We start from the raw sequence: 20,029 nt of genomic DNA on the forward strand, positions 1-20,029 counted from the left end.
CGTCGGCCTCCGAACGGCCGACAGCGGCTGGTCTGGGCCTCCGTGCGCCGTCTGCGTGAAAGGGCCGAGAACAGCGGCGTAGCCGCCGGTTCTCGGCCCGCCTCGATTCTGGACTGACCAGAGGGTGCGACGAAGGAGTACCCGGCGGGAGGGAAGAATCGAGGCCCGCCAGGGCCGAGAACCCGCGGCGCCAGCCGCCATCCAACAGAGAGAGGACCCCGGTGGCCATCACCGATATCCAGGCCTTCGCCCATTTGACGGCGGCCGACATCGAGACCCTGGGGAAAGAGCTCGATTCGATCCGCCGTTCGGTGGAGACCTCGCGCGGCGAACGCGACGCCAAGTACATCCGCCGCACCATCGCCGCGCAGCGCGGCCTCGAGGTGGCGGGCCGCGCGATCCTGTTCGGCAGCCGTAATCGCTGGGCCTGGCTCGGCGGTACCGCGCTGCTGTCGGTGGCCAAGATCATCGAGAACATGGAGCTCGGGCACAACGTGAGCCACGGGCAGTGGGACTGGATGAACGATCCGGAGATCCATTCCACCAGCTGGGAGTGGGATATGACCGGCACCTCGGCGCAGTGGCGCCGGGCGCACAACTACTCCCATCACACCTACACCAACGTCCTGGGCAAGGACGAGGACCTGGGCTTCGGCATTCTGCGGATGACCCGCGACGAGGCCTGGCATCCCAAGCATCTGGTGCAGCCCGCGGCCAACCTGCTGCTGGCCGCGACCTTCGAGTGGGGCATCGCGCTGCACGATCTCGGCATCGAGAAGGAACTGGCGGGTATCCCGTCGACGCAGCTGCTCTCGGAGCCGAACAAGGATTTCGCCCGTAAGGCGGGCCGCCAGGTGGTCAAGGACTTCGTGCTGTACCCGGCGCTGACCGGGCCGGCCTGGAAGTCGACGCTGAAGGCGAACGCCACCGCCAACCTGGTCCGTAATCTGTGGGCCTACGCGGTGATCTTCTGCGGGCACTTCCCGGACGGGGCGGAGAAGTTCACCGTCGAGCAGCTCGACGGGGAGACCCAGGGCGAGTGGTATCTGCGTCAGATGCTGGGCAGCGCCAATTTCAAGGCGGGCCCGGTGATGGCTTTCATGAGCGGCAATCTCTGCTACCAGATCGAGCATCACCTGTTCCCCGACCTGCCGAGCAACCGGTATCCGGAGGTCGCGGTGCGGGTGCGCGAGCTGTGCGACAAGTACGACCTGCCCTACACCACCGGCTCGCTGGGCAAGCAGTACCTGCTGGCCTTCCGGACCATCCACAAGCTGGCCTTGCCGGATCGTTTCCTGAAGCGGACCGCCGACGACGCCCCCGAGACGTCCTCGGAGCGCAAGTTCGCCGGTCTCACGCTGCCGGAGGCGCTGCGGGTCGATCCGGAGACGGGTAAGCGGTTCGGTCTGCGTTCAGCGCTGCACGACGCGAAGGTGACCTTGGAGATCAAGGCCCGGCACGAGAAGGAAGTGCTGCGCGAGGCGAAGGCGGCGCTCAAGGCGCGCGCCCGCCAGGAGAAGCTGGCGCTGCGCGAGGCCAAGCGGGCCCTCGGCGAGCGGGCCAAACACGAGCGCGGGGCATTGCGAGACCGGGCGGCGCGACGGATGGCCCGGACCAGATAACATCTCCATCTCGATTTCGCAATAGGACCTTTCACACATTCCACGCCCGAAATCGCCAACCTACGCTCTCGTAACTTACGGTACTGTAACCGCCATGGCGATCTCGGATGTCAAGGAATACGCGCACCTCACCGCTGCGGATGTCGAAGCTCTCGGTGCGGAGTTCGACGCGATCCGCCGCGAGATCGAATCCTCGCGAGGCGCGGCCGACGCACGCTACATCCGCAATGTCATCCGGTTACAGCGCGCCCTGGAGATCAGCGGCCGCACCGTCCTGTTCGCCAGCTTCCTGCCCCCGGCCTGGCTGGCCGGCGTCGCCCTGCTCGGCACTGCCAAGATCATCGAGAACATGGAGATCGGGCACAACGTGATGCACGGGCAGTGGGACTGGATGAACGATCCGGAGATCCACTCCACCTCGTGGGAATGGGACAACGCGGGCCCGTCGGCGCACTGGAAGATCACGCACAACTTCCTGCACCACAAGTACACCAACGTCCTCGGCATGGACGACGACATCGGCTACGGCCTGCTGCGCGTCACCCGCGATCAGCGCTGGATGCCGTTCTACCTGGGCAACCCGATCTACAACTTCCTACTGCAGGCGCTGTTCGAGTACGGCGTCGCGATCCAGCATCTCGAGCTGGGCAAGGTCGCCAAGAAGAAGTGGGCCAAGGACTCCCCCGAGTGGCAGCAGTTCGACGCCGACCGCAAGCTGGTGCTGAAGAAGATCGGTAAGCAGGCCGCCAAGGACTACCTGATCTTCCCGCTGCTCACCGGCCCGTCGTTCTTCACCACGCTGACCGCCAATATCGCCGCCAACGTGATGCGCAATGTGTGGACCAACGCGGTCATCTTCTGCGGGCACTTCCCCGACGGCGCCGAGAAGTTCACCAAGGCCGACATCGAGAACGAGACCCAGGGCGAGTGGTACCTGCGCCAGATGCTGGGCAGCGCCAACATCAGCGGCGGCCCGGTCATGCACTTCATGACCGGCAATCTCAGCCACCAGATCGAGCACCACCTGTTCCCCGACCTGCCCAGCAACCACTACGCCGCCATCGCGGTGCGGGTACGCGAGCTGGCCGAGAAGTACGACCTGCCCTACACCACCGGTTCGCTGCCGGTGCAGTACTTCAAGTCGTGGCGCACGATCCTCAAGCTGTCGCTGCCCAACAAGTACCTGCGCCACACCACCGACGACGCGCCGGAGACCAAGTCCGAGCGCCTCTTCGGCGGCAACGCCGTGGCCACCGTCGACCCAGTGACCGGACGTCGCCGTGGCCTGCGCACCGCGCTCGCGGCCGGGCGCAAGCTGGCCCGCCGGGCGGCGGCCTGACCGGCTGCGGTTCACTGTTCGGCGTGTGTGCCGAGCAATTGAGCGTCTACGACGCGATCCGTCTGCGTCGCGATGTGCGCGCCGAGTTCACCGGCGAGCCGATCGACGACGACACCCTGTGGCGGATCCTGGACGCCGCCCACCGCGCGCCCAGCGTCGGTAACTCGCAACCGTGGGACTTCGTCGTGGTCCGGCAGGCGGACACGCTGCGCCGCTTCGCCGGCCACGTCGCGGACAAGCGGGCCGAGTTCGGTGCGGCGCTGCCCACCGAGCGCGCCGCGACCTTCGCCCCGATCAAGATCGAGGGCATCGTCGAGAGCGGCACCGGCATCGTGGTCACCCATGACGACCGGCGCGGCGGACCGCAGGTGCTCGGCCGGGCGAGCGTGCCCGAGACCGGCGTGTACTCGACGGTGCTGGCGATCCAGAACCTGTGGCTGGCGGCCACCGCCGAGGGCATCGGCGTCGGCTGGGTGTCGTTCTACGACCCGCAGGTCCTGCGCGAGCTGGTCGAGCTGCCCGCCGGGATCGAACCGGTGGCCTGGCTGTGCATCGGGCCGGTGCGCGAATTCCAGCGGGTGCCGGACCTGGAACGCTTCGGCTGGCGCAGCGGACGCGCGCTCACCGAGGCCGTGCACCACGAAACCTTCGGCGGCTGAACGCGATCCGGGCACCCGCGGTGGCGGGTGCCCGGATCGGTGCGTGCGTCAGGCCAGCCTGATCAGGCCGTAGTCGAAGGCATGTCTGCGATAGACCACCGAGGGCCGGTCGGTCGCGCTGTCGTGGAACAGGAAGAAGTCGTGGCCGACCAGTTCCATCTGGTAGAGCGCATCGTCGACCGACATCGGTGTCGCGGTGTGCACCTTGGTACGGACGATGTGGCCGGGACCGCCCTCGTACTCGGCGTCGTCGCCGTGGGCGTGCGCCGCCGCGCCGTTGGGCGCGGTGAACAGGGAGTCGTCGACCAGCGTCGCGGTCGCCTGGGCGACCGATACCGGGGTCTTGTCGCCGTAGTGCACGACGCGCCGCTTGTCCTTGGCGCGGCGCAACCTGCTCTCGATCTTCTGGGTGGCCGATTCGAGCGCGGCGTAGAAACTGTCGGCGCACGCCTCGGCGCGCACGATCGGTCCACGGCCGCGTGCGGTGATCTCCACACGTTGACAGGCCTTGCGTTGACGACGGTTGCGTTCATGGAAGAGTTCCACATCGAACAGGAATATCGACGGGTCGAAGCGCTCCAGCCGAGCGAGCTTCTCCGCGACATGGATTCGATAGTGGTCGGGGATTTCGACGTTGCGACCGGAGACCACCACTTCAGCGTGTGGGGTGTCGATTCCGGTCGACTCGGTGGCACCGTTCACCAGTGCCGTAGGGTCAGCATCTCGCACTGATGCCCGTGAAGAAGTCGTCACGCGTACCTCCCGGATATGGCCGCACGCTTGCGCTGATGTGCGGCGAGATTGAGCTGTGCCGATCGGGAATCGCCCGGCACCAGATATCCGCGGCCCCACCTCCCAAACTTGTGGATCGGTGTGTGCTCGCGACGCTAGTCCGCCACGAGCAAGTGCGCCACTGTTCACGCAAATTTCGCCGCGTCAAGCCGCACAGGTCACCAAAACGGCACGGGGAACTACGCCGATCCGGCCAAGAACACGCACCGACTCGCGCGCGGTGGCCCCGGTCGTCAGCACATCGTCGACCAGGACTACCTCGGCATTCGCCGCGATCGGGCGCTGCGGGAGCGGTACCGCAACGGCCATGATCTTGTCGCGCAGATTGTGTGCTCGCTCATCCGGCGTCAACCCGACCGAATCGCGCACGCCGCGCCGCATCCGCAGCAGCGGCACGCTCCGGCAATCGCCGAGCCAACCGGCCGCGGCCGCCGTCGCGCCGGCCACCGGATCGCCGCCGCGGCGCCGGGCGGCGGCGGCTCGGGTGGGGGCGGGCACGAGCAGCAGGGGCCGGTCCGGTGCCCGTAAACGCACCAGGGCGCGCGCGAGCGCGAGGCCCAGTGGTGCGGCCAGGTCGCGGCGGCCGCGCTCCTTGGCGGCCAGGACCGCGCGCCGGCCAGGACCCGCGTAGGGACCGAGGGCCCAGCACGGCACGCCGGGATCGGCCCGCGGCCGCACCCGGACCGGATCGCGGCCCAGCGCGGCGGCACAGTCCGCGCACCACGCGGGCCCGGCCACGCCGCACCCGCCGCAGCACACCGGCAACACCAGATCGAGCAGCACCCGCCTCATAACGAGTGAGTATGGCGATGGGGTCCGACAGGTTTCAGCCGGGCAGGACCGGCACGACGCTGTCCCCGGTGAGTCCGGGCACCTCCCGCCAGAAGCGGTCGTTGCCCGAGGGGTCGGCGGTCTGCAGTTGCAGCACCGCGCGCGAATCGGCCACGTACTGGGTGGCCGGCGCCGCGGTCACCACCCGGACCGGCGGCGTCAGGTTCTGCGGCGTCACCGCCGTGAGCTGGGAGCCGTCGATGGAAACGGTGAGGACCGGGTCGACATTGCCCTCGCGGGCCACCATCAGGGTGTCGCCGGTGACCCAGCTCAGCGAGACCGCGCGGCTGCTCAGGCCGACGGCCACCGGCACCGGCGAGGTGAGTGCGTACTTGCCGTCGGGGCGCCGTTCGATCACCGCCACGTAGACCTTCCCGTCGGCGATCACCGCCGCCCGCACCCCGGTCCGCGAGACCGCGATCTCACCGATCGGCATGCGTGGCGTTCCGGTGCCGGCGAGCAGGCCGCTGATGTCGACGTCCTCCACCGAGACATTGCCGGTGGCGCGATCGGTGACCGCCCGGATGACCCGTTCCCCGTCGAGCACGGTCCAGGCCGCGCCGCCGTCGGCGGTCCAGGACGGGCGCGCGATACTCGCGCCCTCGGCCACCGCGAACGCCTTGGCACCGTAGTTTCCGATCAGCAGGGTCCGGCCGGGTTCCGGCTCAGGTCTGCCGGTGTCGGCGACGGCGGCGACGAACTGGCCGTCGGCGGAGATCCCGACCGACTGCAGATTGGTCGCCTCGCCGAAGGAACCGCTCGGGGTGACGATGCCGTCCGGTGTCACCTGGACCAGGGTCCCGTCACGCAGCGCGTGCAGCCCGACCCGGTTCTGCCCCGGCGCGCTCGCGCTGAACTGGTCGACATCGGCGACCGCCCAGCCGTTGGCGAAGCGCTCGTCGAGCGGCTTGCCGTCGGCCAGCAGCACATACGGTCCGAGGATGTCGGCGCCGGCCAGCGTCAGCACCACCTGGGCGGCGAACAGTTCGCGCTCGCGCTGGCCCAGATTGCCGACCCCGGCGAAGTCGATGCGCACCCCGCCGATGCCTACCCCCGCCTCACCGGGTTCGTTGCTGGCCTTGACGATCGGGCCGTTCACCGTGACCGGTGCGGCGAGCAGGTTGCGGACCACCGGGGCGATCGTGGCCTCCGGGCCCGCCCCGAGCAGGCCGATCAGCCGGCCGGTGAGCTCCGCGCGCGAGGACGAGATCCAGCGCGGGTCCGGCACCAGCACCGAACTCCCCGGGTCGATGTAGTTCAGGACATAGCGGTGGTAGGACTTGTCGAAGGAGTTCACGTCCATCACCACGCCGTCGGGCAGATCGGTGATGCGCCACTCGCCGTCGACCTTGCTCATCTCGATCTTGTTCTCGAGTGTGCCGTCGACCGCGCGATAGGTGCCATCGGCATAGAGTTCGCCGACCTTACGGCTGCGCACGACATAGCTGGCCGTGTCGCTGGAGCGCGACTCGCGCAGGGTGTCGGGCCGTTCGACGATGGTGATGCTCGCCTCGGCGTTCCATTCGGCCGCCGTCTCGCTGGTCAGGTACTGGCGCGCGGCCGCGTGCCGGTTGGCGGGGTCGGCGCTGGCGGTGAGGAAATCGCCGACCAGCAGATCGGGGTCGCGCCCCGGTACGGGCGGCTGCGGCCCCACCGAGGTCGGGGCCCGGTTGATCGTGCCGAGGGCCTGCGGCGCGGAGGACTCCGGCAGGCTGGCGCACCCGGTGAGGATCAGCAGCCCGGCCAGGGCGGCCGCGAACACACCACGCGCCATCGTCATGTCTGTCGGTCTCCGGTCTCGGTCGAGGTCGGCTGGTCGGCGGCGCCGGTGTCGGCGCCGGTCCCCGCGGCGGGCGCTTCGCTCGCCGGGGCGGCCTGCTCGCCGGTGTCCTGGGCGGCCGGATCGAGAACGGGTGCGTCGGTGTCGGCGGGCTCGGGCAGGGCCGGGACCTTGCGCAGCATGGGTTCCAGCGCGAGCGGGCTCTGCCCGAGTTTACGTCCGCGCACCATCGGCAACAGCAGCCGGAAGCTGGCACCGACGCCGGGGTCACCCCAGGCCTCCAGCCTGCCCTCGTGCAGGTTGGCGTCCTCGACGCTGATCGACAGGCCGAGGCCGGTGCCACCGGAACGGCGCACCCGGGAGGGGTCCGAGCGCCAGAAGCGGTTGAACACCATCTTCTCCTCGCCAGGCCGCAGGCCGACGCCCTGATCGCGCACCACCGTCGCGACCGCGTTGGCGTCGCTGTCACCGCGCATCCGGATGAGCACCGGTTTGCCCTCGCTGTGGTCGATGGCGTTGGCGAGCAGATTGCGCAGCACGCGTTCGACCCGGCGCGGGTCGACCTCGGCGACGATCGGGTCATCGGGCAGGTCGATGACGACCTCGACCCCGGCGTCCTTGGCCAGGTGCCGCACCGTGGAGATCGCGGCCCGCGCGCACATCCGCACATCGAGCGATTCCACCTGCAACTCGGCCACACCGGCGTCGTGGCGGGAGATCTCGAGCAGGTCGTTGAGCAGGCCCTCGAACCGGTCGAGCTCGTTGACCAGCAGTTCCGAGCTGCGGGCCAGCGCCGGATCGAGATCGTCGCTGGAGCCGTGGATGAGGTCGGCGGCCATCCGCACCGTGGTCAGCGGGGTGCGCAGCGCGTGGCTGACATCGGAGGTGAACCGGCGTTGCAGATTGCCGAATTCCTCGAGCTGGGTGATCTGTTTGGACAGGCTCTCGGCCATCTCGTTGAACGCCTGCGCGAGCCGGGCCATGTCGTCCTCGCCGCGCACCAGCATGCGTTCCTTGAGCCTGCCGTCGGCGAAGCGGCCGGCGATCCGCGCCGCCGACCGGATCGGCAGCACCACCTGTCTGGTCACCAGGGCGGTGATCGCGGCCAGCAGTACCAGCAGCACCACACCGCCGATGAGCATCGTGCCGCGCATCAGCGACAGGCTCGATTCCTCGCTGGCCAGCGGGAAGATCAGGTAGATCTCCAGGGTCGCCACCTCGGCGCTGGGGCTGCCGATGATCAGCGCGCGACCGCGGTAGCCGTCGGGGTCGGCGACGGTGGTGAACTGGTAGGAGACCTGGCTGCGCTGGACGAAGCGGCGCAGTTCCTGCGGCACCTCCGAGATCGGGCCCGCGGTGATCTCCTGCGGCGGGGTGCCGCCGACCATCGCCAGCGCCGAGACGAAGCTGCCCGCCGCGCCGGTGGACTGACCGGTGCCGCCGCGGGTGGACAGCGCCGCGCGCGCGTCGGCGAGCTCTTGCTGCTGGCTGTTCGCGTCGTTCGCGCCGGTGAGCAGGTGTTCGATCGTGCTGCGGGCACGATCCATCTCCTCGACCGCCGCGTTGATCTTGGCTTCGAGGAGCCGGTCGGTGATCTGACCGGTGAGCACGACCCCGAGGATCGTGATGACGATGAGCGACAGCGTCAACGTGGACACGATGACCCGCAACTGCAGCGAACGGCGCCACAGATGACCGAGGGCGGTCCCGATGGTCTGGAACCAGTCCAGCACCGGGGCCACCCACTGCCGTACCTGCGCTACGGCGGACTGTCCACGTCCGCCCGGCGCGGCATCGTCTGCTGGTAGGCGCTCCTGTGCACTGTCGGTCACCGCGGCGCCTCGCAGCGACCGATCACGGCGGTCCGGCCTTGTAGCCGACACCGCGGACGGTCAGCACGATCTCCGGGTTCTCGGGGTCTTTCTCGACCTTGGCGCGTAGTCGCTGCACGTGCACGTTCACCAGGCGGGTGTCGGCGGCGTGCCGGTAGCCCCACACCTGCTCGAGCAGGACCTCGCGGGTGAACACCTGACGCGGCTTGCGCGCCAGTGCCACCAGCAGGTCGAACTCCAGCGGGGTGAGCGAGATCTGCGTGCCGCCGCGGGTCACCTTGTGCGCGGGCACGTCGATGACGATGTCGGCGATGGAGAGCAGCTCGGCGGGCTCGTCCTCGGTGCGGCGCAGCCGCGCGCGCACGCGGGCGACGAGTTCCTTCGGTTTGAACGGTTTGACGATGTAATCGTCGGCGCCGGACTCCAGACCGAGCACCACGTCGACCGTGTCGGTCTTGGCGGTGAGCATCACGATCGGAACGCCGGAATCGGCCCGTAGCACGCGGCATACGTCGATGCCGTTCATGCCGGGCAGCATCAGGTCCAGCAATACCAGGTCGGGGCGGATCTCCCGCACCGCCGACAGGGCCTGCGTGCCGTCGCCGACCACGTGCGGGTCGAACCCTTCCCCGCGCAAGACGATGGTCAGCATCTCAGCGAGTGCCATATCGTCGTCGACGACCAGAATCTTGGGCTTCATAGTCCTATGTTGTCATCTCCCAGGCCAGGATCGGGCCGCCACGCCATTAATGGTGTGAACCCGTCGCCGTATCCAACCTTATCCGGCAAAGATTTCCGTGCAGAGGGTGAGTAGCGCGGGCCTGTCGTCATCGGATCGGTATGTCCACCATCGGCCGTACCAATCCCGGTCGGCCAGCTCACGATAGACCGCGCCGGTGCGCTGCTGCAGACCGCCGTCGCGTTCGTAGGCATCCAGGGCGCGGGTGCCGTCGAGTTCGCCACGGCGGCGGGCACGTTCGGCGGCGACCTCGGTGGGCACGTCGAGCAGCACGGTCAGGTCCGCGGGCGGCAGGGCCAGCCTGCCGAACTCCAGATCACCGACCCAGGAGACGATTTCACCGTCGGCGTCCTGTTCGGCGCGCGCGGCCGAATAGGCGGCGTTGGAGGCGACCCAGCGGTCCAGGACGACGATGTCGTTGGCATCCAACAGGTTCGACAGCTCCGCCGAGGCCGCCGAGCGGTCGAGCGCGAACAGGATGGCCATGGCGTTGATCGAGCCGGCCAGGTCGCCGTTGCCGCCGCGCAGGGCCTCGGCCGCCAGGTCGGCGTGCACGGACCGGCCGTACTGCGGAAACGCCAGGCTGCCCGCCCGCAGACCCTTCCCCCGCAGTTCGGCGATCAGGCCGTCGATCAGCGTCCGTTTACCGGCGCCGTCGAGGCCCTCGACCGCAATCAATACGCCCATGCGCAGCAGATTACCCGCCCTGGACGACCGGGCCCCGCCGACCCGGAGGTCGACGGGGCCACCGCCGTTCGGGGCACTCAGTAGCGGTAGTGCTCCGGCTTGTACGGGCCCTCCACGTCCACGCCGATGTACTCGGCCTGGTCCTTGGTGAGCTTGGTCAGCGTGCCGCCGAGTGCCTCGACGTGGATGCGCGCGACCTTCTCGTCGAGGTGCTTGGGCAGGCGGTAGACCTCGTTGTCGTACTGCTCCGGCTTGGTCCACAGTTCGATCTGCGCGATGACCTGGTTGGAGAAGCTGTTCGACATGACGAACGAGGGGTGGCCGGTGGCGTTGCCCAGGTTCAGCAGGCGGCCCTCCGACAGCACGATGATGGCCTTGCCCGAGTCGAAGGTCCACAGGTCGACCTGCGGCTTGATCTCGAGGCGGGTGGCGCCGCAGCGCTCCAGGGCGGCCATGTCGATCTCGTTGTCGAAGTGACCGATGTTGCCGAGGATGGCCTGGTCCTTCATCGCCTTCATGTGCTCGAGGGTGATGATGTCCTTGTTGCCGGTCGAGGTGATGACGATGTCGGCCTGGCCGATCGCCTGCTCGACGGTGACCACGTCGTAGCCGTCCATCAGCGCCTGCAGCGCGTTGATCGGGTCGATCTCGGTGACCTGCACGCGCGCGCCCTGGCCGGCGAGGGACTCCGCGCAGCCCTTGCCGACATCGCCGTAACCGCAGATCAGCACCTTCTTGCCGCCGATGAGCACGTCGGTGCCCCGGTTGATGCCGTCGATCAGCGAGTGGCGGGTGCCGTACTTGTTGTCGAACTTCGACTTGGTGACCGAGTCGTTGACGTTGATCGCCGGGAACACCAGCTCACCCGCGGCGGCGAACTGGTAGAGCCGCAGCACGCCGGTGGTGGTCTCCTCGGTGACGCCCTGGACCGAGTCGGCGATGACGCTCCACTTGGTCTTGTCGGCCTCGAGGCTCTCGCGCAGCAGGTTGAGGAACACCTTGTACTCGGCCGAGTGGTCGTCGTCCTCGGGCGGCACGACGCCGGCCTTCTCGAACTGGGCGCCGCGCAGTACGAGCATGGTCGCGTCGCCACCGTCGTCGAGGATCATGTTGGCCGGCTCGTTCGGCCAGGTGAGCATCTGCTCGGCCGCCCACCAGTACTCCTCCAGCGTCTCGCCCTTCCAGGCGAAGACGGGGGTGCCCTTGGGCTCGTCGACCGTGCCGTGGGGCCCGACGACGATGGCGGCCGCGGCGTGGTCCTGGGTGGAGAAGATGTTGCACGAAGCCCAGCGCACCTCGGCGCCGAGGGCGACGAGGGTTTCGATCAGGACGGCGGTCTGCACCGTCATGTGCAGCGATCCGGAGATGCGCGCGCCCTTCAGCGGCTGCACCTCGTGGTATTCGCGGCGCAGCGCCATCAGGCCGGGCATCTCGTGCTCGGCGAGGCGGATCTCCTTGCGGCCGAATTCGGCCAGCGAGAGATCTGCCACCTTGTAATCGATGCCGTTGCGGACGTCAGCGGTGAGCTCGGTGCGCGCGGGAAGTTCTGAGGTCGTCATCAGCCTCTCCTGGTTGTGAGTACCGAGGCAAGGCTACCGTCTGTGGGCGCGCTCGTTCCCCGGTCGTCGGTGGCCGCGGCTCAGGCCGCGGCGCGGTTTCGGGCCAGCAAACGTCGCGGCTTGGCGGGCGCGACATTGGCCAGGGTCAGGTCGCCACCGTAGTGGGCGGCCACCCGGGGATCCATCACGGCCCGCCACAGCGGCGGGACGGCGGCGAGCAGGATCATGGTGGCGTAGCCGGCCGGCAGCTGCGGTGATTCGCTGCTGCTGCGCAGCGTCTGATAGCGGCGGCCGGGGTTGGCGTGGTGGTCGCTGTGGCGCTGCAGATGGAACAGGAAGATGTTGGTGACCAGGCGATCGGAGTTCCAGCTGTCGCGCGGGGAGCAGCGCTCGTAGCGGCCGTTGGGCTTGCGCGCGCGCAGCAGTCCGTAGTGCTCGACGTAGTTGACGGCTTCGAGCAGCGAGAAGCCGATGACCGCCTGCAGCGCCAGCCACGGCACGATCGATGGCCCGAAGGCCAGGATCAGCGAACCGAACAGCACCGCGCTCATCGCCCAGGCCTGCAGGATGTTGTTGCGGGTGCTCCACCAGCCGCGACCCTGCCGGTGCAGGCGCGCGCGCTCGAGGTACAGCGCCGAGGAGAAGCCACCGATCACACTGCGCGGCAAGAACTCCCACAGCGACTCGCCGAGCCGGGCACTGGCCGGATCCTCGGGCGTGGCGACCCGCGCGTGATGGCCGCGATTGTGTTCGACGAAGAAGTGCCCGTACCCCGACTGGGCGAGCGCGATCTTCGACAGCAATCTTTCAGCACGTTCCACCCGGTGGCCCAATTCGTGGGCCGCGTTGATGCCGATGCCGCTGACGAAGCCGACCGTGGCGGCCAGCCCGAGCTTGTCGACGACGTCGAGATCGTCACCGGCCCACATCGCGCAGGCGATGCCGAGCCCGAGCAGCTGGACCGGCAGGAACAGGTAGGTGCACCACCGGTAGTACCGGTCGTTGGACAGTGCCTCGTAGTCCTCGTCGCGCGGATTGTTGCCGTCCTCGCCGACGATCCAGTCCAGCACCGGAATGGCGATGAGCACGATGACCGGGCCGATCCACCAGAACACCTCGGCGCCGGTGCGGTACACGAGCTGGGAAGGCAGCAGCGCGGTCGCCGGGGCGATCAACCCCAGCGCCCAGAGATACCGTTTGGGATCTCGGAAACCCCCCGGTTTGCCAACCGTTTGCACACACGCTCCGCTGTAAAAAGACCATTCGCCGACCGAGTGAAATACTGACAGACCGTAGGCGCGTTACACAGCGGCAGCTTCGCAAACGTGGTGATGGTTACACAGTGGCGAATCAGAGCTCATGAGATGTCTCAGTGATCCCGTTCACCACTTGGGTCGCGCATTCCCCGTACCTGCACGATCGCCTCGACATATGGGCTGAGCAACGCGCTCATCTCCGCGGGGGCGTCGCGCTCGGGCACCGGCGGGTTCGGGATGTAGCTGAGCGCGAGCCGCACCAGCGCGTGGGCCAGCACATCGCTCTCGTCGTCGGTGGCGTCGACCCAGCTGTGCTGGAAGATCCCGGCCAGTCGCGCGGTGGCGTGTTCGAGCAGCGGGCCCGCGTCGAGGGTGATCAGGCGCAGCAGGTCCGGTTTCATCTCCCCGCCCAGCAGCGAGCGGACCAGCGGGTCGGCCGCGGCGGCCAGGAAGAAGCCGGTCATCCCGACCCGGATGGCGGCGCGGGCGTCACCGATATTGGCGTCGAGGGCCTCACGGACATGGTCGACCAGTTCGTCGGCCAGTCGCATGGCGTAGGCCTGGGACAGGCCGGAGCGCGAGCCGAACTCGTTGTAGAGCGTCTGCCTGCTGACTCCGGCCCGCGCCGCGACGTCACCGAGGGTGATCTTGGACCAGTCCCGTTCGGTGAGCAGTTCGCGCATCCCGTCCAGTACCGAGGTGCGCAGCAGTTCGCGTGCCGCCTCCTGGTACGGGATGCGCTGACCCGTCCGCGGCGTCCCCGCCACACTCACGAACGTTCGATCTCGACCATGAAGAAGTCCGACTTGGCGGCACCGCAGTCCGGGCAGGTCCAGTCGTCGGGGATGTCGTCCCAGCGGGTGCCCGGCGCGATGCCGTCGTCGGGCCAGCCCTGTGCCTCGTCGTATTCGAATCCGCACTGGGCACACTGGTAGAGCTTGTATTCGGTCACCGCGAAACTCCTACTGCCTCGAAGTCGATCTTCTCCCGCACCCCGCAGTCCGGGCAGCACCAGTCGTCGGGCACCGAAGCCCACGGCGTGCCCGCCGGAAATCCCTCCCGCGGGGCTCCTTTCGTCTCGTCGTAGACATAATCACAGACGGGACACCTGAACGCACTCACGGCTGCTCCTCCGTTCCGTACCGCGCCAGCACCTTCGCCCGGCGCTTGGGCTCGATATTGGCGCGGGTGACATCGCCGTCGTAGTGGGCGAGCACGCGCTTGTCCATCACCCGCCGCCAGATGGGCGGGAAGTAGCCGATCAGGATCATGCTGGCGTAGCCGCTGGGCAGGTTGGGCGCGCCGTCCCAGCTGCGCAGGGTCTGGTAGCGCCGGGTCGGGTAGGCGTGATGGTCGCTGTGGCGCTGCAGGTGGTAGAGGAAGATGTTGGTGACGATGTGGTCGCTGTTCCAGCTGTGCGTCGGCGCGGGCCGCTCGTAGCGTCCGCTGGGCGTCTTCTGCCGGACCAGGCCGTAGTGCTCGAGGTAGTTCACCGATTCCAGCAGGCTGAAGCCGACCACCGCCTGCAGGATCAGATACGGCAGCACCTCGATGCCGAACACCGCGATCAGGCCCAGCCACAGCACCACCGACATCGCCCAGGCGTTGAGCACGTCGTTGCGCAGTGTCCACGGGCTCTTGTCGAGCCGGGCCAGCCGTTCTTTCTCCAGATGCCAGGCCGAGCGCAGGCTGCCCCAGACGGTGCGCGGCCAGAACGCCCAGAAGGTCTCGCCGAGACGGGAACTGGCCGGGTCCTCCGGTGTGGCGACGCGGACGTGATGGCCGCGGTTGTGCTCGATGTAGAAGTGGCCGTAGAAGGACTGGGCCAGCGCGACGCGCGAGAGCCAGCGCTCCAGCTCGACCTTCTTGTGGCCGAGTTCGTGCGCGGTGTTGATGCCGATGCCGCCGATCATCCCCACGCTGATCGCGATGCCGATCTTGTCGACCACGTTCGCCCCGCCGGGGAAGCCGAGCCAGTGCAGGTTGTCGGCGGTGATGATGTAGCAGGCGAAGATCAGCGAGGCGTACTGGAACGGCAGGTACAGGTAGGTCAGGTAGCGGTAGTACTTGTCGTTCTCCAGGTACTCCATCACCTCGTCGGGCGGGTTGTCGCCGTCGGGGCCGAAGAACAGGTCGGCGACCGGGATCACCAGGTAGACCAGCACCGGGCCGAGCCAGAACGGCACTTCGGCCAGGCGATGCCAGCCGAGCTGGTTGAGACCCCAGATGAGTGGGATCGCGATCGTGAACAGGCCGGTCGGGGCGAACAGGCCCCACAGCCAGAGATAGCGCTTGGAGTCGCGCCACTGCGGCGGCGCGACCCGCTGCTCGGACGCGTTGGCATCGGTCGACATCGTCGTCTCCTTCTGAGGCACATCTCACAGCTGTGATGTGCGTTACTCTCTGTCACAGACGATATGTCCTGAATTGTCCGGCGTCTAGACAAATTTCCGGATTTGTAAAGATGCAACGGTGGGATAACGAAAAGACGGTCGCGCCCGGGTGGGCGCGACCGTCTTCCGGTGCCGGTCAGCGGCTGGTTACGAAACGAGCAAGACGTCGGCGCCGGCCGGTAGCCCATCCACCGGCCACCAGCGCAGATCCGTCGATTCGGCACTGCGGACGGGGACCGCGCCGGGCGGTGCGACGATCTCGAACAGCAGGTCCAGATGCCGGGTCGGCACCCCGAGCGAGCAGGTGATCGGATGCGCCTGCGCGCCGTAGAGCCCGGGCCGCAGCTCGAGATCGGCGATGCCGGACTCCTCCACCGCTTCGCGCAGCGCGGCGTCGGCGACCGACTCGTCGCCCGGCTCGCAGTGCCCGCCCAGCTGGATCCAGCGCCCGACGCGCGGGTGCAGTGTCAACAGCACTTCACGCCGATCGTGCGAGAAGACGATGGCCGAGGCGGTGATGTGGCCGGGCGCGTGTTCGCGCAGACAGCCCATCGGGGCCGAGCCGAGGAAGGCGAGCATCGCCTCACGCAGCGAACGGTCCTGGCCCGCCTCGGGTTTCCACGCGGTGAGCAGTTCGGTCGCCGAGGCGTGCAGCGATTCGGCACTCATCGCACCACCCGCCCGGTCGCATCGCACGCGTGCACAGCTCCGCGGACCGGCGCCGGCGCAAGGCGGGCCGTGTCGCGCGTGCTCACAGCTCCACCAGGCCAGGGCCGGGCGCACCCATCGTGCGCGGGGTGGGTTCGTCGAGTGGATGACCGATCGCGATGGCGCCCAAGGGGTTCCAGTCGGCGGGCAGGTCGAGGACCTCGCGGGTGAGCTCGGGGGCGAAGATCGTCGAACCGATCCAGCAGCTGCCCAGACCGTCGGCGGCCAGTGCCACCAGCAGGCCCTGCACGGCCGCGCCGACCGCGACGGTGAACATCGTCCGCTCGGCGGCCTGCCGTCGCGCGTCGGGGTAGTCGTGCGCGCCGTCGGGCACGCAGAACGGGATGATCACTTCCGGCGCGTCGAACAGGATCCGGCCGCGCGCCACGCGGCGCTCGACTCGCTCGGGGTCCAGGCCGTCGGCGGTGAGGTCGGCACGCCACTTGCCGGCCATCGCTTCGAGCAGCGCGGCGCGCTTGTCCGCGTCACGCAGCCAGACGAAGCGCACCGGACGGGTGTGGTGCGGCGCGGGCGCGGTCAGGCCTGCCGCGACAGCTGCCCTGATCCGCTCCGGGTCGACCGGCTCAGCGGCGAAAGCGCGCACCGAACGACGCAGGGGCACAGCCTCTTTGCGGCCCATCTCGATCGACTCGGCGGTGCCGAGCCAGAACAGGTCGTCGATGCCGCCGCGCAGCAGCGCCGCCGCGCTCGACCCGTCGTCGTCGATCGGCAGCCCGCGCACCACCGCCACCGGGACCCCGCCGAGCTTGCCCTTGACCAGGTCGGCCGCGGCGGCCAGCTCGTCGGCGATCGCCACCTGGGTGACGAACAGTTCGTTGCCCTGCCCGTCGACCGCGCCGGCGTAGTCGTGCAGCACCCGCAGACCGGCGGCGCCGATGGCCGCGTCGATCTGGCCGTTGCGCCAGGCCCGGCCCATGGTGTCGGTGATGACCACAGCCACGTCGACCCCGAGCTTCGCGGCGAGCGCGGCGCGCAGCGCCTTGGCGCTGGCGTCCGGATCGGCGGGCAGCAACACCAGCTCGCCCTCGGCCACGTTCGAGCCGTCGACACCGGAGGCGGCCTGCACGATGCCGAGCCGGTTCTCGGTGATGAGGGTGCGGCCCTTGCGCGCGAGCACCCGCACCGCTTCGGAGTCGACGAGCTTTCGCCGGGCGGTGTCGCGCTCCTCCGGGTCGGTCGGCGCGGTGACGATCTGCCCCTCGGCCTTGGACACGATCTTGCTGGTCACCACCACGACGTCACCGTCGGCGAGCCATGGCGCCTGTGCCGCAAGATGTTCGGCGATATCGTCACCCGGCCGGAACTCCGGCAACCCGGTGACCGGCAGAATCCGCAACTCCCCCGCCGCGTGATCAGGCAACACACTCATGCTGTGCACATCCGGCATGCTCGGGCGGCCTGCGTGGTCACGCTCCGCTGCCGCCTCCGGCCGCTGACCGCTCATGCCTTCACTCCCGCCAGTTCCAGTGCGGCGCGGGCCATTTCGGCCGTCGCCTCGGGATCGGTCATCAGCAGCGGCACACTGCGCACCTCGACGCCGGGCACCTCGGCGGTGTCGGTGGAGTGCACCAGCCAGCCGTCGAGGATGCCGGTGGCCGAGCGGGCACCGTAGTGGCGGCCGATCGCCTCGGCGGTGGATTCCACGCCGATCACCGACAGGCATTCATCGGCCATGCCGCGCAACGGCTTTCCGTCGATCACCGGCGAGAGCCCGATGACCTTGGCCTCGGTGGTGCGCAACGCGCCCCGGATGCCGGGGACGGCGAGGATGGCGCCGATGCTCACGACGGGGTTCGAGGGGGCCAGCAACACCGCGTCTGCGGCACTTATGATTTCGGTCACATTCGGGGCCGGAGCGGCCTGTTCGGCGCCGATCGAGGCGAATCCATGGGTCGGCAGCGCCGCGCGATACCGTACCCACCACTCCTGGAAGTGGATCGCGCGACGTTCGCCGGCATTGTCGGGATCGCTGACCACGACGTGGGTTTCGCAGCGATCATCGGTCGCCGGGATGAGTGTGACGCCCGGCTGCCACCGCTTGCACAGCGCCTCGGTGACCGCGGAGAGCGGGTATCCGGCGCGCAGCATCTCGGTGCGGATGAGGTGGGTGGCGATGTCACGATCGCCCAGCCCGAACCAATCGGGCTGGGCGTTGTACTCGGCCAGCTCCTCTTTCGCGTGCCAGGTCTCGTTCGCGTGGCCCCAGCCGCGCTCGGTGTCGATGCCGCCACCGAGGGTGTACATGCAGGTATCGAGGTCGGGACAGATCCGCAGACCGTGCATCCACACGTCGTCGCCGACATTGACGACAGCGGAGATGTCGGCGTCGGGCAGCAGCTGCCTGACACCCTGGAGGAACCGTGCACCGCCGACGCCGCCGACCAGAACGGCGATCTTGGGCTCGCGCACCGCGTGTTGTGCAGTCACGAGCACAGCCTAGTGAGTGGGCGCCGACCGATATCCGGCGGCGAGGACAAGCGAAGTTGCTGGTCATTTGCCACAGCACATAACAAGATCAAAACGAAAGGCAGGTCCGGAGTGTAACGGAAGGGTGACGGCGGGTTGACCACGCGCAAGTGCGGCGTGTCTAATCACAGACATGTCATTCCGGTCACCGCGAGAGGGCATGACGCGGGGGCGTTTGCGAGAGGGTGTTGGCTCGCCGAATGACAGGTTCGGGGAAGCCCGCGGGACTACGTCGCGGTGTTGGGCCGTCGGGATTCGAGTTCGTCCGGCGGAAAGAATCATTCTGCGCTAACACATAGTGAGGAGGCGGAACGATGACCGAAGAAGACATGGTCTCGCCGACCGATTCCACAGCAGGCGCAGCTCATGCTGTCTGCGCCGAAGCGAGCTGGCAGGAACCGGACGTAGTCACCGAAGTAGCGGCACCCCGGTTGAGCCTGATCGTGACGGGCTTCGACGAGATGTTCGAATCCATCGAAGAGCAGTGGCAGGAACGTGCACTGTGCGCTCAAACCGATCCCGAGGCGTTCTTCCCCGAAAAGGGCGGCTCGACACGGGAGGCCAAGCGCATCTGCATGGGCTGTGAAGTACGTGACCAGTGCCTGGAATACGCACTGGCGCACGACGAACGCTTCGGAATCTGGGGCGGTCTCTCGGAACGAGAACGCCGCAGGCTGAAGCGCGGAATCGGTTAGCGAATAGTTCGAAAGTAGACTCTGAGGCCAGGCCCGGAGCACACGCAGGCGCAGTACGTCGGTGTCTCCGGGCGAACGCCCAGCAGTCGCGTCGCAGGTCTTCGGCGCCGGCGCGGGTACCACCAGTACACGCGAGAGAGGCGGCAAGACGATGGCACGCTCCCGGCGTCATCTCCCGGCACCCACCGCACGATCGGTGACCCGCCGCGGCCGTGGTGTCCGAGGTCCCATGCTCCCGCCGACAGTGCCCGCGTGGCGCACCAGGGGGCAGAAATTCGACCGGCTGGTGCTCGAGGCCTTCGCACCGCTGGACACCCGCTGGCACGACCGGCTCACCAAGCTCGATATCGCCGTCGACGACGTGCCGAAAATCCGTCCGCTGCATCCTGATTCGGTCACCTGGCCGGACGAGGTGGTCGCCGACGGGCCGGTCCCGCTCTCGCGGCTGATTCCCGCCGGTGTCGACCGGCACGGCGCGGCCACCCGCGCCCGCGTCGTCCTGTTCCGCAAACCGCTGGAATTGCGCGCCGCCGATCCGGACGACCTCGTGGAATTGCTGCGCGAAGTGCTCGTCCAGCAGATCGCCACCTATCTCGGTGTCGACCCCGATCTGATAGATCCGGAACCCGAATAAGGGCGTGTCCATATCC

The 20,029-nt window shown here is 68.4% G+C and carries 20 protein-coding genes; 5 read left to right on the plus strand and 15 right to left on the minus strand.

Annotated elements, in window-relative coordinates:
* The first annotated feature begins 221 nt into the window (after window positions 1–221).
* The 3 genes from ACFXK0_RS02470 (at window position 222) to bluB (ending at window position 3,620) form a co-directional block, all read left to right on the plus strand.
* Complete coding sequence (locus ACFXK0_RS02470; protein WP_379407885.1) at window positions 222–1,622, plus strand: fatty acid desaturase family protein; 1,401 nt, start codon at window positions 222–224, stop codon at window positions 1,620–1,622.
* A gap of 94 nt (window positions 1,623–1,716) precedes the next feature.
* On the plus strand, window positions 1,717–2,961 hold the full coding sequence (locus ACFXK0_RS02475; protein WP_379407886.1) for a fatty acid desaturase family protein: 1,245 nt from the start codon (window positions 1,717–1,719) through the stop codon (window positions 2,959–2,961).
* A gap of 23 nt (window positions 2,962–2,984) precedes the next feature.
* Window positions 2,985–3,620, plus strand: coding sequence for a 5,6-dimethylbenzimidazole synthase (gene bluB, locus ACFXK0_RS02480; protein ID WP_379407887.1), 636 nt, complete (start codon window positions 2,985–2,987; stop codon window positions 3,618–3,620).
* Between the two features lie 48 nt (window positions 3,621–3,668).
* Here the strand turns inward: bluB and hpf are convergent, their stop codons facing one another.
* The 15 genes from hpf to cofD all read right to left on the minus strand — a co-directional run bounded on the left by hpf (window position 3,669) and on the right by cofD (window position 18,645).
* On the minus strand, window positions 3,669–4,322 hold the full coding sequence (gene hpf, locus ACFXK0_RS02485; RefSeq protein ID WP_379407888.1) for a ribosome hibernation-promoting factor, HPF/YfiA family: 654 nt from the start codon (window positions 4,320–4,322) through the stop codon (window positions 3,669–3,671).
* A gap of 234 nt (window positions 4,323–4,556) precedes the next feature.
* On the minus strand, window positions 4,557–5,204 hold the full coding sequence (locus tag ACFXK0_RS02490; protein WP_379407890.1) for a ComF family protein: 648 nt from the start codon (window positions 5,202–5,204) through the stop codon (window positions 4,557–4,559).
* A 34-nt stretch (window positions 5,205–5,238) separates the two neighbouring features.
* Entirely contained in the window at window positions 5,239–7,023 is a 1,785-nt protein-coding gene (gene lpqB, locus ACFXK0_RS02495) for an MtrAB system accessory lipoprotein LpqB (protein WP_379407891.1), read from the minus strand.
* The gene (gene mtrB / locus ACFXK0_RS02500; RefSeq protein ID WP_379408069.1) at window positions 7,020–8,753 is read right to left on the minus strand and encodes an MtrAB system histidine kinase MtrB; all 1,734 of its coding nucleotides are present in this window, start codon (window positions 8,751–8,753) and stop codon (window positions 7,020–7,022) included. The genes lpqB and mtrB overlap by 4 nt, the downstream gene beginning before the upstream one ends.
* Window positions 8,754–8,877: 124 nt before the next feature.
* Window positions 8,878–9,555: an MtrAB system response regulator MtrA gene (gene mtrA / locus ACFXK0_RS02505; protein ID WP_067491393.1), complete on the minus strand. Its 678-nt coding sequence runs from the start codon at window positions 9,553–9,555 to the stop codon at window positions 8,878–8,880.
* A gap of 78 nt (window positions 9,556–9,633) precedes the next feature.
* Window positions 9,634–10,281, minus strand: a complete 648-nt coding sequence (locus ACFXK0_RS02510; RefSeq protein ID WP_379407892.1) for a dTMP kinase — start codon at window positions 10,279–10,281, stop codon at window positions 9,634–9,636.
* A gap of 77 nt (window positions 10,282–10,358) precedes the next feature.
* Complete coding sequence (gene ahcY / locus ACFXK0_RS02515; RefSeq protein WP_379407894.1) at window positions 10,359–11,840, minus strand: adenosylhomocysteinase; 1,482 nt, start codon at window positions 11,838–11,840, stop codon at window positions 10,359–10,361.
* A gap of 80 nt (window positions 11,841–11,920) precedes the next feature.
* Window positions 11,921–13,015, minus strand: a complete 1,095-nt coding sequence (locus ACFXK0_RS02520; protein WP_379407895.1) for an alkane 1-monooxygenase — start codon at window positions 13,013–13,015, stop codon at window positions 11,921–11,923.
* Window positions 13,016–13,209: 194 nt separating this feature from the next.
* Window positions 13,210–13,869, minus strand: coding sequence for a TetR family transcriptional regulator (locus ACFXK0_RS02525; protein WP_379407897.1), 660 nt, complete (start codon window positions 13,867–13,869; stop codon window positions 13,210–13,212).
* Window positions 13,866–14,048: a rubredoxin gene (locus ACFXK0_RS02530; RefSeq protein WP_379407898.1), complete on the minus strand. Its 183-nt coding sequence runs from the start codon at window positions 14,046–14,048 to the stop codon at window positions 13,866–13,868. Before ACFXK0_RS02530 ends, ACFXK0_RS02525 begins: the two co-directional genes overlap by 4 nt.
* Entirely contained in the window at window positions 14,045–14,218 is a 174-nt protein-coding gene (locus tag ACFXK0_RS02535; protein ID WP_110036493.1) for a rubredoxin, read from the minus strand. The genes ACFXK0_RS02530 and ACFXK0_RS02535 overlap by 4 nt, the downstream gene beginning before the upstream one ends.
* Window positions 14,215–15,450: an alkane 1-monooxygenase gene (locus ACFXK0_RS02540; protein ID WP_379407899.1), complete on the minus strand. Its 1,236-nt coding sequence runs from the start codon at window positions 15,448–15,450 to the stop codon at window positions 14,215–14,217. Before ACFXK0_RS02540 ends, ACFXK0_RS02535 begins: the two co-directional genes overlap by 4 nt.
* 186 nt (window positions 15,451–15,636) lie before the next feature.
* The gene (locus ACFXK0_RS02545) at window positions 15,637–16,158 is read right to left on the minus strand and encodes an NUDIX hydrolase (protein ID WP_379407900.1); all 522 of its coding nucleotides are present in this window, start codon (window positions 16,156–16,158) and stop codon (window positions 15,637–15,639) included.
* 82 nt (window positions 16,159–16,240) lie between these two features.
* Window positions 16,241–17,605: a coenzyme F420-0:L-glutamate ligase gene (locus ACFXK0_RS02550; RefSeq protein WP_379408070.1), complete on the minus strand. Its 1,365-nt coding sequence runs from the start codon at window positions 17,603–17,605 to the stop codon at window positions 16,241–16,243.
* 53 nt (window positions 17,606–17,658) lie between these two features.
* Window positions 17,659–18,645, minus strand: coding sequence for a 2-phospho-L-lactate transferase (gene cofD, locus ACFXK0_RS02555; protein WP_379407902.1), 987 nt, complete (start codon window positions 18,643–18,645; stop codon window positions 17,659–17,661).
* Between the two features lie 500 nt (window positions 18,646–19,145).
* On the opposite strand from cofD, the gene ACFXK0_RS02560 reads away from it, so the two are divergent.
* A complete protein-coding gene (locus tag ACFXK0_RS02560) occupies window positions 19,146–19,379 on the plus strand; it encodes a WhiB family transcriptional regulator (RefSeq protein WP_085999665.1) in 234 nt (77 codons plus the stop codon).
* 151 nt (window positions 19,380–19,530) lie between these two features.
* Window positions 19,531–20,013: a metallopeptidase family protein gene (locus ACFXK0_RS02565; RefSeq protein WP_201449895.1), complete on the plus strand. Its 483-nt coding sequence runs from the start codon at window positions 19,531–19,533 to the stop codon at window positions 20,011–20,013.
* Window positions 20,014–20,029 lie beyond the last annotated feature (16 nt).

This window comes from Nocardia sp. NPDC059177 (assembly GCF_042755165.1).
GTDB lineage: Bacteria > Actinomycetota > Actinomycetes > Mycobacteriales > Mycobacteriaceae > Nocardia.